Below are 12642 nucleotides of genomic sequence, written 5' to 3' on the forward strand. Positions count from 1 at the left end.
CCTTTTATGCAAACTCTACTTTGTAATTCTTTCCAATATTAGACAGCACCTTAAATAATTCTTCCTGAAGAGAGGCATAGGATTCATAAGCTGAAAAAGGAAGCCATTCGTATTTTATTTTACGCCATATAATCTCGATAATATTTAACTCGGGTGAGTATGGCGGTATACGGTAAATGGATAGGTTTTTTTCTTTCCACCTTTCAAGGTTTTCATTAAATTCATTACTCGTATGAGTCGATGCATTATCAATAATAAGAGTTGTTGGTTTTTTAATCTGTTTAGCAAATTCATCAATACAAGCCACAACAACCGAAGTGTTTACACTCCCTTCAAAAACAAAAGAATCAAACCTGCAATCTCTGTTAACAAAACCTAATACATTAAGACGCTTGCTGTTTGAGCTTGGTATTTCAATCGTCTCACCTGACTGTTGCCAAGCATAAGGAACACAGGGTTCTAGTGTAAACCCCGACTCATCAAAGTAGCACAAATCAAGTTCATTCTCTTTATGTTGTTGTATTAATTCTTTTATTTCATCGGTTGCCAAATCAAATTTATCTTGATTACGCTTTATCCTTAAGGATTTTCTAACTCGTTTCCAAACAAGATCAGCTTGTTTACAAATACGTTTTATAGTATCAATGCTAACTGAAATGCCTAGATCTTCTTCAAATTTTGCTAGTACTGATTTTAATGATCTAGGAGATTTTTCAACTCTCTGGACTAAGCTTATTTGTTGTTTTTCAGTTAAAATACCTCGCCGTCCTCTTCCCTGACAGTCAACCAATCCATCGATTCCATTCTTTTCCCAGTTAGAAAACCAAGTGGAAACAGTTTGGCGGCATACGTTATAAATAGAACAAATCATGGGAACAGAATGCTCTTTGAAACTTAATAAAATAGCATGAGCTCGACTTCTACTTAAATGAAGTGGATGGTTTTTATGCATCACATTTAAAGCAGTAATTTCTTCTGGGAGTAGGTGTTTTATATAGAGCACAAACATTTAGAGTCAGCAAAATAATTGTTTATTATGACACCTTTTTTCGTTAAATTAATTTTGCGTAAGTACTTAGTAGGTCGGCGGCATGCGTTTGGATGGTCTGATAAACAAGAGGAAAGACACCATGCGCATGGGCGAGTGTTGTTATCTCTGATAATTGCAGACTGTTGAACTGTGTACGGGTCTGTTCGATATCAGCAGCTGTTGGATTAGTTTTGCAGCAGTTGATGAGAAATTGTAAGTCTGGTGTCATGAAATTTTTGCTTGATTGATTTTTCATTCGTAAGGTTAAAACCTTCGCTTTTCAGGCGAACAGATTTATCCTAATATTGTAGAGCAAAAAATGTTTTAAACATCATGCGCTACAGTGAAATGCAAAATGATAGGGGGCTGTAGGTCACTGCTATTAAGTTAAGATAACAATAGGATGTGCTGAGGAACGAAGCGTATCGTTTAGAGTTGATGCGCTTCGTTCCTCAGCACATCCTACAGAAAATACTTAACTTAGGGCACCTTATGCCAAAATGGAGTGTGTTGAGCCAATCTAGCCCGGCGCCTGGTAATACAAGGCAGATGTGTGTTGTTTTACCTTTAGAAATATAGCTCTATATTAGGCATCCTTCATAAGAGTAGCTGATTACGTACCACTCTCAGCTACAGTAGAATAAACCTAGAAAATCAGCATGTTAAAAACCTCGTCATTCCCGAAGTCTTTTATCGGGAATCTGTACTAAACCCATGAGATTCCTGCTAAAAGCTTGCAGGAATGACGGAGAATGGCTGAGAGTCATGGGTAATCAGGTAAGAGTATGAAAGTAGTTTACACTTTGGTTTTCTATTTTTACTACGAAGCCTCAGATATTCCATATGAAGTTTCATAATATGAGCCATTCGAAGTGTTTATTTTCCATCTTGCCATGACTTTATGCTCCTTATCCCTGTTAATCTGTAGGTTGGATGAGATTTTGAGCGTAGCGAGAAAACGAAATCCGACATTTTCTAAAATTGTCGGATTTCGTTTTTGAATGCTACGCAATAAAAAATCTCATCCAACCCACGCATTAAATAAAAAAGCGTACACTGAGAAATGAAAGGTGCCCTATATTAAACACGTTAACTATGCTTTAGTCTGTATGGAGTTTTCTGGCAACTTTCATGACTTTCCATGCATGACTCATTGCCCAGTAATATAGAAAAAATAGCCCCAGAAATAAGGCGAACATAAGCCATTCGGGTAGTTTAAATAGCTTTTCCCCTAAAATTCCAAAACAACCCAGACTAAGAGGAGTAAATAGAATGATGCTCAACGTTTGATTCATCGAGTAACCAGCAAGGGGTAATATATGATGGAAGTGTTCTCTGTCAGGTGTGAATATTGATTTACCTTTGTGGGCACGGCGTATAAAAATACATACTGCATCAATAAGCGGAACGGCAATAATCCATAATACCGTGACAGGTGAAATAACGCTGTTCTCGCCCTGTGAGATGAAAATTAATAGGTAACAGACAGTAAAACCTAAGAGCTTGCTACCTGCATCGCCTAGAAAAATAAAGGCACTTTTACGACCAAAAATACGGGTATTGAAGAGTAAAAATGCAATCAGAGCCGGAGTGAAAATCAGGAAGAAATTTATGCACAGGGAAGGCTGTTTTGCCAGGCCATAAATGGAAAACATTACTATTATGGAGCACATTGCTACTAATGATAAGCCGGCAGTCGCACCATCGATACCATCGCTCATATTAAATGCATTGATTCCGCCTACGAAGGCAAAGATTGTTACCAAGGGCGAAAAGATGCCTAATTGAATATCGCCTAAGCCAAACAGGTTTCCCATGTTTGTGATTTCTATGCCGCCCCAGTATATCATGATTATTGTCGCGATAATTTCTATACTCAAGCGCACCTTAAAGCTTAAATGCTGATAGTCATCAATGACACCACAAACGACGATCAGAGTCGCTGAGGCTATGTACCAGAAGTTTTCTATTTGTGTCCACGGTAGTAGTATCAGTAGAGTGAAATATATGCAGATACCACCAATAAGCGGTATTTCGCCCAAGTGTGTTTTTCTAGAACAAGGTTTGTCTGTCAATCCACAGCTTAATGCGATAGGGCAGAGCATTAGCACTAGAGCAATGCTTAGGAAAAATGATTGAAAACTAAGGGCTACCATGTGAGTCTGTGAATAAATAACAGTTAGAGGCGAATGTAGATCATTGAATTTATAGTTACTACGGCACCTGGATATAAATAATCGTTCAATATTTGGGCAGGATTTTTGTTTGTTATCGGTGCTGTGGCAATAGGCTCATCTGGCTACGTAACTATTGCTACAGTGCTGTTGACGGACAAAAAGACCAGCAAGGATGGATGATATTTGTTTCCAGCTACCTAAGTCTTAACGCCAGGCTTTTCTACAGGTTGATGTATAACTACTGAGAGCAACAGTTATTTAATTGATGTTAAATGTATTTTTCAAGAGCAAGTAAAAATTCGTTATGCTCTTTCTACATCAGGTTCAAGGGGCAGTTTTTTTGCCCCGAACCGCCTTAACGTCAGCCCTATGTTTGTTCGACTGACGCAGAGTCGCTGAAGGGCAGAAAAAAGAACCAAAGTGCACAATAAGACCGTAGAAGAACCTAAAAACCAATAGAAGTAGTGAATTCTTTAAGCTTGCTTAAGTCGCGTTGCTGCAAAACCAGCCAAGAAAAGCATAAGCAATATCATTGACCACTCAGATAGTGTGGGAACTGGAACTATTGGGCCGCCATAAGTTACCACAAGTTCAGCTTTTTCATAAACATAGTCTTCCTGGACAAGGTAAGGGTCTTCTGGGATATAATTTGGATCAAAGACTGTCGCAGCAGCAACAATCATATTCCATGCAGCGCTTGGAGAGAAGAGGTCCGGGTACATAGCTGAAACTTCTAAATCAAAACTAAGAGTACCCGATCCATTACTTAGTATCACGGAGCTTACGTCTACAGGATAATTAATACAGGGAGCGTTTGGTGCAGGGATTAAACTTGGGTTTTCTATTCCTGCATTAGTTGCGGTGGTCACTTGTATTGGAGTAGCAGGAGGCGAAGTAAAAAGATTCAGTTGTACGGGAAAGCTGGTGTCTGCAATGGAACCCGTTCCTGTTATATTTGCAACAATCGCGTCTTCCATTGGAGAATCAATGGCGCCAGCGAAATTGCTTGATAGATCGTCTGCTAAACAAACATTCAATATTGCCGATGCTACAGTGCCAGTCGTAGTGTAAGGAATCGAAATGTGAAGTGAGCTTGTAGCCGAGCCGGGATATAAGCTAGAATCAGGAGTGGATGAGCTATCACCATTTTCAGAAATTAAAGTAAGAGGCGAGGGAGGGAGGGGCTAGAAAGGTATCTGATGCTGCAAATACCTGATTTGTTATTCCCAGAGTACAGCATAAAGCTAATAATCGTAAATTCATTTTTTTCATTATTGATTCCATTATCAAGAGATGAGGTTTCGTGCCTAAAACACATGAATGTGTCACTATCATAAAGACTATTTTCTAGTACTAGTAACTTTATTATATTTTACATTAAATATTCTACTATAAGTATAGCAAAGTTTTTGAAAAATGTAACACTCTATCCTGGAATCAGGAAGAAAAAAGCCTGCGTTGTAAAACAGCGCAAGCTTTTGTAAGCTACTGCTAGGGTGCTGATTAGAAAGTAACAATCATATCCATAGCAAATTCGACCTGGCTATCGCCAGTATTATTTTTAAATACTTGCTCATCAGCCCAGTCTAAACGCAGTTCAGGACGTATTTTTAACCAGGGAAGTGGCGTGTAGTTAACACCGAAAGATGCTGCAAGGTAATTGGCGCCAACAGAATTGACACGCTGTGCACCGCCTTTATCGTTAAACCACTCTGCACGTAGCCCAACGCTAACTTTATCCATGATGTCATAGACGAAGTATTGGTTAATACCAAACCAGTTACCACCATTCTGAGCTACAGAATTTGCTTGAATTTGCGTACCAAAATCATGTTGAAATACATAATGAAAGCTATCTGTAAAATCATGGCTAGCAACGATGCTATACATGGTTCTATTGCTGGCTTCGGTATCGCTTGTGTCGCCAGAAATTAATTGCACAGTTACTGAAGATGCCTGGTCATTACTCGTCCAGCTAGTGCCACCAAGAAAGCTCCATGCCCCTGCATTTGAAGTCATATTATCCCAGCCCATAACCGCTCCACCATTGACTGACCAATTATCATCAAGGTCATAGTCAAGCAATACTCCTGTATGGGTGAATGGTTCGCCATATAACATTGTATAAGCATGAGAATAGAAGAAGTTATCTGGTGCCGTTACGACTTCATATCCAATAGTAGTGTAGAAATGTCCTAGTTTAGCAGTAACGCCATTGCCTAATGGTGCGTAAACTTCCATATACAATTGCGGCATGGCTATATTATAGTAGCCGCCATCTTGATTGACCCACCAGCTATCATCCCAGCCTGATGCCTGGGTGAATCTTGCATCAGTACCGTACATAAAGTCCATACGCATACCAACATCCCAGCTATCGCCTTTGGTGACTGCGCGTTCAACATAAAAGTTTAGCTGATTAAATAAAACTTCATTAACCCGGTCGTTGAATCCAATAGGTGAATTACCGAAAGCAGGATCGTTTGATCCTCCATTTGTATTGCCGGTAATACCCGCAGCAGCCCACATGCCCACTTCAAAGCCGGTGTCCTTCATAAAAGAAGTGTCATTGATTAGGCCAGTAAATAGCGAATCAGAGGTTAGCAGGTAATGATCATCAGCTGCCGAGGCCTGAAAACTGCTTAAGAGTATTGCGCTACTCAATAGTGAGCGCGTGAATAATTGTGTTTTGTTCATAAAATACCTAAATATATAATTAATGATAATTTAAATCAAAGTTCCAGCTATTTTAATTCCGAGAAATAAAATGACTATTTGCTTCCTGGAAACGCTTTCTGTACAACATAATAATGCTATGCATATTTTATACCAGAAAAGAGGGTGTTGTATATAGCAACAAAAGTTAATAAAAAACAACATAATGATTTTTTACGCGCTAAAGTAGTGCTTTTGTGCACCGTAGTAGTGCGTCTAATGGTGGTTTTTATGCTAAAAAACCTAGAAACAATAACTTAAATGTTGGCATATAGTGTGCTTATCTATTATTCGAACTTCTTAGAAAAACGGAGAAATAAATGAAATTAATTACCGCAATTGTAAAACCTTTCAAATTAGATGATGTGCGTGAAGCATTATCTGATATAGGTGTTTCAGGTGTAACAGTGACAGAAGTAAAGGGATTTGGTCGTCAAAAAGGGCATACTGAATTATATCGTGGCGCGGAGTATGTTGTAGATTTTTTACCCAAGGCGAAAATCGAAGCAGCTGTATCAGATGATTTAGTTGATCAGTCAATAGAAGCAATTGCTAATGCGGCCAATACTGGAAAGATTGGTGATGGAAAAATTTTTGTGACCAATTTAGAGCAGGTTATCAGAATCCGTACGGGTGAAACCGGTAACGAAGCAATATAAAAATATATAAAGAGAGGATATAAAGTGGATAAATTAACTGAACTGAGTTACGCATTAGATACGTTTTATTTTTTGATCAGTGGCGCTTTTGTTATGTGGATGGCAGCAGGGTTTTCCATGCTGGAAGCCGGACTGGTCAGAGCAAAAAATACCACCGAGATTTTAACCAAAAATGTCGCGTTATTTGCCATTGCATGCATCATGTATATGTTATGTGGTTATAATTTAATGTACCCGGCAGATGCGGTTAATAGTTTCTGGCCTGGGATAAGTTTTTTACTGGGTGAAGATCACTCGGCTACCGATGTTTTAGCAAGTGGTGGCGAGACTTATTACTCATCAATGGCGGACTTCTTTTTTCAGGTAGTCTTTGTGGCAACGGCGATGTCTATTGTTTCAGGTGCGGTAGCAGAGCGTATGAAATTGTGGGCTTTTCTAGCTTTTGCAGTGGTTATGACCGGTTTTATTTATCCGATTCAGGGCTACTGGAAATGGGGTGGTGGATTTCTTGATGAGATGGGCTTTCTGGATTTCGCTGGCTCAGGCGTAGTACATTTATGTGGTGCAACCGCAGCATTAGCCGGTGTTATTTTATTAGGCGCACGTGCAGGTAAATATGGCTCTAATGGTGAGATTCATCCCATTCCAGGCTGTAATATGCCATTAGCAACCCTGGGTATGTTTATCTTATGGATGGGCTGGTTTGGTTTCAACGGTGGTTCGGAACTTAAGATTTCTGATATAGGCGAAGCAAACGCGGTCGCTCTGATCTTTGTTAATACCAACGCGGCAGCAGCCGGTGGCGTAATTTCTGCATTATTTACGGCGCATCTTTTATTTGGTAAAGCCGATTTAACCATGACTTTAAACGGCGCTTTAGCGGGTCTGGTTGCAATTACCGCTGAGCCTTTAACGCCTACGCCACTGTTAGCGACTATTATTGGTGCTATCGCAGGTATTCTTGTGGTCTTTGCAGTGATTAGCCTGGATAAAATGAAAGTTGATGACCCAGTGGGTGCTATTTCGGTGCATGGCGTGGTTGGTATCTGGGGCTTACTGGCAGTCTGTCTGTCGAATGAAGAGGCTAGCCTGACGACACAATTAATAGGTATTGCTACTATTTTTTCTTTTGTCTTTATTGCTAGCATGATTACCTGGGCACTGATTAAATTAGTGATGGGGATACGCGTTAGTAGTGAAGAAGAATATCAAGGTGTAGATTATTCTGAGTGTGGCATGGAAGCGTATCCGGAATTTACTAACTCTGGTAAGTAATAGGGGTAAATAAGTTTAAGGTGGGCAGATTTTTTGCCCATTGAATTATTAATAATAAGAAAGGCTTCTGTAGGGCGGCGCTTTAGCCCGCTAATAGTTAAACTCGGCGGGCTAAAGCTCCGCCCTACATTTGTTAGTGCATATCTGGTTGGTGATCATGGTTGTTGAATTCTCTCTTCTCCCCCCAAGGAGTCATTGAGCGAAGCAAGCAATTGAGACCATCAAACTAAGAAAATATAGGGCGCAATATCCTGGATATTGCGCCCTTTTTTTATCTTAATAGCAGCAGCGGCTTTTTAGTATGTAGTAGCATTTTGATGGTGAAACTACCCAGTAACATTTCCCGTAATCGAGTATGGCTGAATGCGCCCATGATGGTTAAATCTATATCATGTTTTTCCTGATAAGCACACAACTCCAGCTCTGCTTTGCCGCTTAAAGAAGTGCTGATAAGTATTAGCTCATTGGCTGTTTTAAGCTTTGTTTGTGCTTGTTGTAGCAGGCTTTCTGCATTGGCTGCATTCTTGTTAACACACACTAAATGGCAGGTCAGTCCTTTATATAGCGGACTTTTTGCCACCATCTCTACTGCTTTATCAGCGGCTTCGCTACCATCGTAGGCAAGCATAATAGTTTCGGGTGTTTTAAATTCATCGTTAACCACAAGAATAGGGCGGTGTATGGCGCGCACCATCATTTCTAGATGAGAGCTTATTTTTTCTTGCTGCTGGTCATGGCCTTCACCACGGACACCCAGCACTAAAACACGAATAACATCTTCCAGGTCAATCAAGCTTTCGGTCACGCTACCATGACGTTGAGCAGTAATAGGCTCTGCGATACCCGCTTGCTGGACGCGCTCTTTAGCCGCGTGTAGTATAAGCTTGCCTTGTTGCATTAATAACTTACTGCGTTGCTGCTCTAGCTGGGTCAGGTCTTCAAGCAGGTGCTCCTGAGTGCCTAAGCCGATATTTCCGGTTAAATCAGAGGTGACTGGGGTTTCCTGATGTTCAATATTATGTAATAGTTTTAGTGGTGCATCAACACGCTGTGCTATCCAGGCAGAATAATCGCAAACGGCGCTGCTGATAGTTGAGCCATCAATACAGGCAAGTACAAGTTGTTGAGTGTGTTTTTGTTGATCATCATTATTCATCAGTGTCCTCCCATAACTTTTTCAATTTCTTCTGGATTATCATGCACGCCAAACCGATCCACAATAGTGGCGCTGGCGCTATTTAAGCCTATTAGTTCCACATCTGCACCCTCGCGGCGGAATTTGATAACGACTTTATCTAATGCATCTACCGCAGACAGGTCCCAGAAATGCGCATGTGTTAAGTCAATCACGACCTTATCCACGACTTCTTTAAAATCAAAGTTGCTGGTAAATTTGTCGGCCGAATTGAAGAAAACCTGGCCATGGATGATATAAGTACGGGTTTCATTATCAGCGCTTATTGCTGATTCTACATACATAAAATGCGCAATTTTATTGGCAAAGAATAATGAGGCGAGTAGCACACCGACAAAGACACCATAGGCCAGGTTGTGGGTCCAAACGACCACAATCACCGTCATGACCATAACCACATTGGCGGAAAACGGGTGAGATTTTAAGTTGATAATGGAGTCCCAGCTAAATGTACCAATGGATACCATAATCATGACTGCAACCAAGGCTGCCATAGGAATATAGGAGAGCCACTCATTTAAGAAAACTACCATAATTAGCAAAAATATGCCGGCAATTAAGGTTGATAAACGTCCGCGCCCTCCTGATTTAATATTAATAACCGATTGGCCAATCATTGCACAACCCGCCATGCCGCCTAAAAGTCCCGCGCCTATATTGGCGATTCCCTGTCCTTTGCACTCGCGGTTTTTATCACTGCTAGTGTCAGTTAAATCATCAATAATCGTTGCCGTCATTAAGGACTCTAACATGCCAACGACAGCTAATGCTGCGGAGTATGGAAAGATAATTTGCAATGTTTCGAAAGTTAACGGAACTTCTGGCCACAAAAAGATGGGCAGCGTATCGGGTAACTCGCCCATATCACCTACGGTACGAATATCCAGACCTAGATAAATTGCAACCCCTGTCAGGCCAACAATACAGACCAGAGGAGAGGGGATAGTTTTACCCACAAATGGCACGTAAGGGAATAAGTAAATAATGCCTAGCCCTGCAGCAGTCATGGCATAAACATGCCAGCTAACATCGGTTAATTCAGGCAGCTGGGCCATAAAGATTAGAATAGCCAGAGCATTTACAAAGCCAGTGACCACTGAGCGTGAGACAAAGCTCATCAGACTGCCAAGTTTTATATAGCCAGAAATAACTTGTAGTACGCCAGTTAATAGAGTGGCAGCTAACAAATATTGCAAACCGTAGTCTTTAACCAGGGTTACCATCAATAGTGCCATTGCACCCGTAGCTGCGCTAATCATCCCAGGTCTGCCACCAATAAAGGCGGTAATGACTGCGATGCAAAATGAAGCGTATAAACCTACCTTTGGGTCTACGCCGGCAATAATAGAAAAGGCAATGGCTTCAGGAATAAGGGCTAAGGCAACGACTGTACCGGCAAGCACATCACCACGTATATTGCCAAGCCAGTCTTGTTTTTTTGAAAGTAAGAGCATGTTTAACTTGTAAGGAGTTATAAGGATTTGTAACGATTGTGTATCCATACACTAAAAAATATAACCGGATATCATACCAACTACTGAGTGTCAGCATATATTTATTTTATAGTAGAGATAATCTGCAAAGGTCAAAATTGCTCTGGATAATACTTTGTCTGCAATGCATCATTATTATTGTGTAGAATGGGCATTCGTTTTTTTTAATATCAGGAAAGCTATTATGAAATTAATCACTGCGATTATAAAACCTTTTAAGCTAGACGATGTCCGTGGCGCATTATCAGAAATAGGTATTAGCGGGGTGACGGTTACCGAAGTTAAAGGATTTGGTCGTCAAAAAGGGCACACGGAGTTATATCGAGGTGCTGAATATGTGGTAGATTTTTTACCTAAAGTAAAAATGGAAATTGCTGTCATTGATGAGAATGTTGAGCAAGCCATAGAAACGATTGTTAAGGCTGCTAATACTGGAAAAATCGGTGATGGTAAGATTTTTGTGACGAATCTCGAGCAAGTAGTACGTATTCGTACCGGAGAAATGGGCGATGAGGCAGTTTAAACGATAGGGTATATAATGAATAATTTAGACAAAAAAAACTATAAAAAAACTATTTTATTAATAGCTATGATTTTGTTACCTGGTTTGGCAGTAGCTGATGAGCTAAATCAGGCAAATACGGCATGGGTTTTAACCTCCACTGTCTTAGTTTTATTTATGACATTGCCTGGTTTATCACTATTTTATGCAGGTTTGGTACGTAGCAAAAACGTCTTATCTGTATTAATGCAATGTTTTGCTATTACTTGCATGATATCCATTATGTGGTTAGTCGGTATGTACAGCCTGATTTTTACTGACGGCGGCGCTGTGCAGTCTTTTATAGGGGGTTTATCTAAGGCCTTTATTGCCGATATGGGTCCTGATAGCCTGACTGGTAATATACCTGAATCCGTATTTTTTATGTTTCAGATGACTTTTGCCATTATTACCCCGGCTTTAATTGTGGGGGCATTTGCCGAAAGAATGAAGTTTTCCACTATGATGGTCTTTAGTGCTTGTTGGGCGCTATTTGTCTATGTACCTGTGTGTCACTGGGTCTGGGGTGGTGGCTGGTTAGCAGAAATGGGTGTTATGGATTTTGCCGGTGGAATTGTGATCCATATTACCGCAGGTATTTCTGCCTTGGTTGCTGCGTTAGTGCTGGGCAACAGAAAAGGTTTTCCGACTGTTGCAATGCCACCGCATAATATGCCGATGGTGGTTACTGGAGCAGGAATGTTATGGGTAGGCTGGTTTGGTTTTAACGCAGGTAGCGCTTTGACAGCCGATGGTTCTGCTGGGATGGCGATGTTAGTTACTCACATCAGTGCAGCAGCAGGATCATTAACCTGGATGGTGATGGAGTGGATACGTTTTGGTAAACCCAGTGTACTAGGTATTGTCACTGGAATGGTTGCTGGTTTAGGTACTATTACCCCTGCGTCTGGCTATGTAGGTCCTGTCGGAGCCTTGGCAATAGGTATAACAGCAGGTATAGTCTGTTTTTATGCAGTACAAATTATCAAGCGTCACTTTCATATAGATGATTCTCTGGATGTCTTTCCAGTGCATGGAGTTGGCGGCATAGTGGGCTCGATTTTAACCGGCGTGTTTGCCGCTGAAAGTATGGGCGGACTTGGGTTAGGTGGTGTGACTATATTACATCAGGTGGGTGTCCAGGCAGTCGCTGTATTGGCAACAGTTATCTGGAGTGTGGCTTGTACCTATGTTATTTTAAAAGTTCTAGATAGTTTAATGGGTCTACGTGTGTCAGAGGACGATGAAGTAGAAGGTCTCGATATTGTTTTACATGAAGAAACGGGCTACCATAATTTGTAGGATGAGAATTCAATAATACCCGAGTCTGACTTGTTACTGCCTACGCAGGGATGTTGTTTATTTTGACCCAGCCGTCGCACTAGAAAACAGTTGCGTAGCCTCACTACGCCTGCTTTCCTAGCACGCCAGTGATGTCAAAATCCTGCGTCATACTTTTGGATATTATTAAACCCTTGCTCCTAAGCAATAGTAGAGAAAGACTATTATTGAGTTGTGTGATGATTGCTTGCATGCCGAAAATGTTTTGTTATTAAT

General features: G+C 40.8%; 11 protein-coding genes. 4 read left to right on the forward strand and 7 right to left on the reverse strand.

Going from position 1 to position 12642, the window contains the following annotated elements; genetic code table 11:
* Nucleotides 1-4: 4 nt before the first annotated feature.
* From ACQY3F_RS03545 to ACQY3F_RS03565, 5 genes are all read right to left on the reverse strand, one after another.
* The gene (locus ACQY3F_RS03545) at nt 5-1009 is read right to left on the reverse strand and encodes an IS630 family transposase (RefSeq protein ID WP_428353111.1); all 1005 of its coding nucleotides are present in this window, start codon (nt 1007-1009) and stop codon (nt 5-7) included.
* Nucleotides 1010-1052: 43 nt separating this feature from the next.
* A complete protein-coding gene (locus ACQY3F_RS03550) occupies nt 1053-1259 on the reverse strand; it encodes a hypothetical protein (protein WP_428353529.1) in 207 nt (68 codons plus the stop codon).
* Nucleotides 1260-2130: 871 nt separating this feature from the next.
* Complete coding sequence (locus tag ACQY3F_RS03555) at nt 2131-3105, reverse strand: hypothetical protein (protein ID WP_428353530.1); 975 nt, start codon at nt 3103-3105, stop codon at nt 2131-2133.
* Between the two features lie 575 nt (nt 3106-3680).
* The gene (locus tag ACQY3F_RS03560; protein ID WP_428353531.1) at nt 3681-4244 is read right to left on the reverse strand and encodes an IPTL-CTERM sorting domain-containing protein; all 564 of its coding nucleotides are present in this window, start codon (nt 4242-4244) and stop codon (nt 3681-3683) included.
* Between the two features lie 466 nt (nt 4245-4710).
* Entirely contained in the window at nt 4711-5904 is a 1194-nt protein-coding gene (locus ACQY3F_RS03565) for a porin (protein WP_428353532.1), read from the reverse strand.
* Between the two features lie 338 nt (nt 5905-6242).
* Here ACQY3F_RS03565 and glnK point away from each other — a divergent pair, with 338 nt between their 5' ends.
* On the forward strand, nt 6243-6581 hold the full coding sequence (glnK, locus tag ACQY3F_RS03570) for a P-II family nitrogen regulator (RefSeq protein ID WP_428353533.1): 339 nt from the start codon (nt 6243-6245) through the stop codon (nt 6579-6581).
* Between the two features lie 24 nt (nt 6582-6605).
* Nucleotides 6606-7856 carry an ammonium transporter gene (locus ACQY3F_RS03575; RefSeq protein ID WP_428353534.1) on the forward strand — a complete coding sequence of 417 codons (1251 nt, stop codon included), beginning with the start codon at nt 6606-6608 and terminating at the stop codon, nt 7854-7856.
* 271 nt (nt 7857-8127) lie between these two features.
* Here the strand turns inward: ACQY3F_RS03575 and ACQY3F_RS03580 are convergent, their stop codons facing one another.
* The gene (locus ACQY3F_RS03580) at nt 8128-9012 is read right to left on the reverse strand and encodes a universal stress protein (protein WP_428353536.1); all 885 of its coding nucleotides are present in this window, start codon (nt 9010-9012) and stop codon (nt 8128-8130) included.
* Nucleotides 9012-10505, reverse strand: a complete 1494-nt coding sequence (locus ACQY3F_RS03585; protein WP_428353537.1) for a SulP family inorganic anion transporter — start codon at nt 10503-10505, stop codon at nt 9012-9014. Before ACQY3F_RS03585 ends, ACQY3F_RS03580 begins: the two co-directional genes overlap by 1 nt.
* 223 nt (nt 10506-10728) lie before the next feature.
* On the opposite strand from ACQY3F_RS03585, the gene ACQY3F_RS03590 reads away from it, so the two are divergent.
* Together ACQY3F_RS03590 and ACQY3F_RS03595 are read left to right on the forward strand one after the other, a co-directional pair.
* On the forward strand, nt 10729-11067 hold the full coding sequence (locus ACQY3F_RS03590; RefSeq protein WP_428353539.1) for a P-II family nitrogen regulator: 339 nt from the start codon (nt 10729-10731) through the stop codon (nt 11065-11067).
* Between the two features lie 15 nt (nt 11068-11082).
* Entirely contained in the window at nt 11083-12387 is a 1305-nt protein-coding gene (locus tag ACQY3F_RS03595; RefSeq protein ID WP_428353541.1) for an ammonium transporter, read from the forward strand.
* The last annotated feature ends 255 nt before the right edge of the window (nt 12388-12642 follow it).

This window comes from Methyloprofundus sp., from assembly GCF_965251085.1.
GTDB lineage: Bacteria > Pseudomonadota > Gammaproteobacteria > Methylococcales > Methylomonadaceae > Methyloprofundus.

Bases quoted from the DNA above. Each gene is read 5' to 3' on its own strand.
- ACQY3F_RS03580 (WP_428353536.1), bottom strand. From the start codon at position 9,012: ATGAATAATGATGATCAACAAAAACACACTCAACAACTTGTACTTGCC.
- glnK (WP_428353533.1), top strand. From the start codon at position 6,243: ATGAAATTAATTACCGCAATTGTAAAACCTTTCAAATTAGATGATGTG.
- ACQY3F_RS03590 (WP_428353539.1), top strand. From the start codon at position 10,729: ATGAAATTAATCACTGCGATTATAAAACCTTTTAAGCTAGACGATGTC.
- ACQY3F_RS03545 (WP_428353111.1), bottom strand. From the start codon at position 1,009: ATGTTTGTGCTCTATATAAAACACCTACTCCCAGAAGAAATTACTGCT.
- ACQY3F_RS03565 (WP_428353532.1), bottom strand. From the start codon at position 5,904: ATGAACAAAACACAATTATTCACGCGCTCACTATTGAGTAGCGCAATA.
- ACQY3F_RS03585 (WP_428353537.1), bottom strand. From the start codon at position 10,505: ATGCTCTTACTTTCAAAAAAACAAGACTGGCTTGGCAATATACGTGGT.
- ACQY3F_RS03550 (WP_428353529.1), bottom strand. From the start codon at position 1,259: ATGACACCAGACTTACAATTTCTCATCAACTGCTGCAAAACTAATCCA.
- ACQY3F_RS03595 (WP_428353541.1), top strand. From the start codon at position 11,083: ATGAATAATTTAGACAAAAAAAACTATAAAAAAACTATTTTATTAATA.